Annotated in this window: 1 pseudogene; it reads left to right on the forward strand. The window is 67.2% G+C overall.

Annotated elements, in window-relative coordinates:
* A pseudogene (locus ACFWPJ_RS33340) lies at positions 1 to 1,215 on the forward strand (hypothetical protein); the annotation flags it as partial.

Below are 1,215 nucleotides of genomic sequence, written 5' to 3' on the forward strand. Positions count from 1 at the left end.
CGATCACGGTGAGCATCAACTGGGCCGACGGCGAAACCGATGTCGACCGGCACACCACCCGCACGCAACGTCGCGGCGGCAAACAGCAGATCGGACGCGCAGACCTCGGCTGGGACGGTCCGTTGCGACAATTCCGGCCGATCCTGTCCTACGACGAGCTCGGCGCCATGCTCACCGGCACACCGAGTGACCTGCACGACGCGATCTCGCGGGTGCTCGGCGTGGGACAACTCACCGACGCGATCGACCGAATCCAGGTCCGGCACAAGGCCCGCAAGGGACCGGGCGATGAGCTCGCCAAACAGCGCCGCGACCTCGCTACCGACGCCGCCGCGCTCGACGACAATCGCGCCGCCGCCGTTGCGCCCCTCCTGAAGAAGACCCTGCCCGACCTCGCTCGCCTTCGTGAGCTGCTGAACAACGCCGAGACCGACAACGGTCCGCTGGCCGGCCTCCGTGCGCTCGCACAGCTGCGCGCTCCCGCCACCTCCGACGATGCGAAAGCCGTCGCGAAACGTTTGCGATCGAGCATGACCGCGCTGGCCGAGCTCGGCGCCGCGGCCAGCGACAAGCAGCTCGCCACCCTGAACCTGCTCGAACAGGCCCTGCGGGTACACGCTGAGCACGGTGACATGACCTGCCCCGTGTGCCAGCGCGGCCACCTCGACAACACGTGGGCAACACGCAGTCGAGCAGCGGTAAGCGCCGACCGCGACCACCTGGCCGCGCTCGCTCAGGCCCGAAAACTGGTGGAGCTGGCACAGTCCGAAGCACTGGGCATGCTGTCGATGCCACCCACGGTTCTCGACCACTCCCCTGTGCCCGAACTCGACTCGGCTGTCGCCGCCGCCCGCACCGCGTGGAGCCAGTGGGGATCGATCACCTGTGGCGACACCGCGCCTACCATGCTGCAACTCGCCGACCACCTCGAATCCGAGGTCGGAAAGCTGGTCGAGGCAATCGATCAGCTCACCGAATCCGCCGCCGAATGCTTGTCCGCGCGCGAGGACAACTGGCAACCGCTCAACGCCCGCATCCGCGCTTGGTGTGCGGCCTGGGAAACATGGCTCGCGGACAAGCCGGTCGTCGACCAGCTTGCCGATGCGAAGAAATGGCTGCAGGACAACGACCTTCGACTGCGCAACGAACGGCTCGCGCCGATCCGCGAAGGAGCCATCCACGCGTGGGAAATGCTGAAGCAGGAAAGCAACATCG

Source organism: Nocardia sp. NPDC058497 (assembly GCF_042720195.1).
Taxonomy (GTDB): Bacteria; Actinomycetota; Actinomycetes; order Mycobacteriales; family Mycobacteriaceae; genus Nocardia.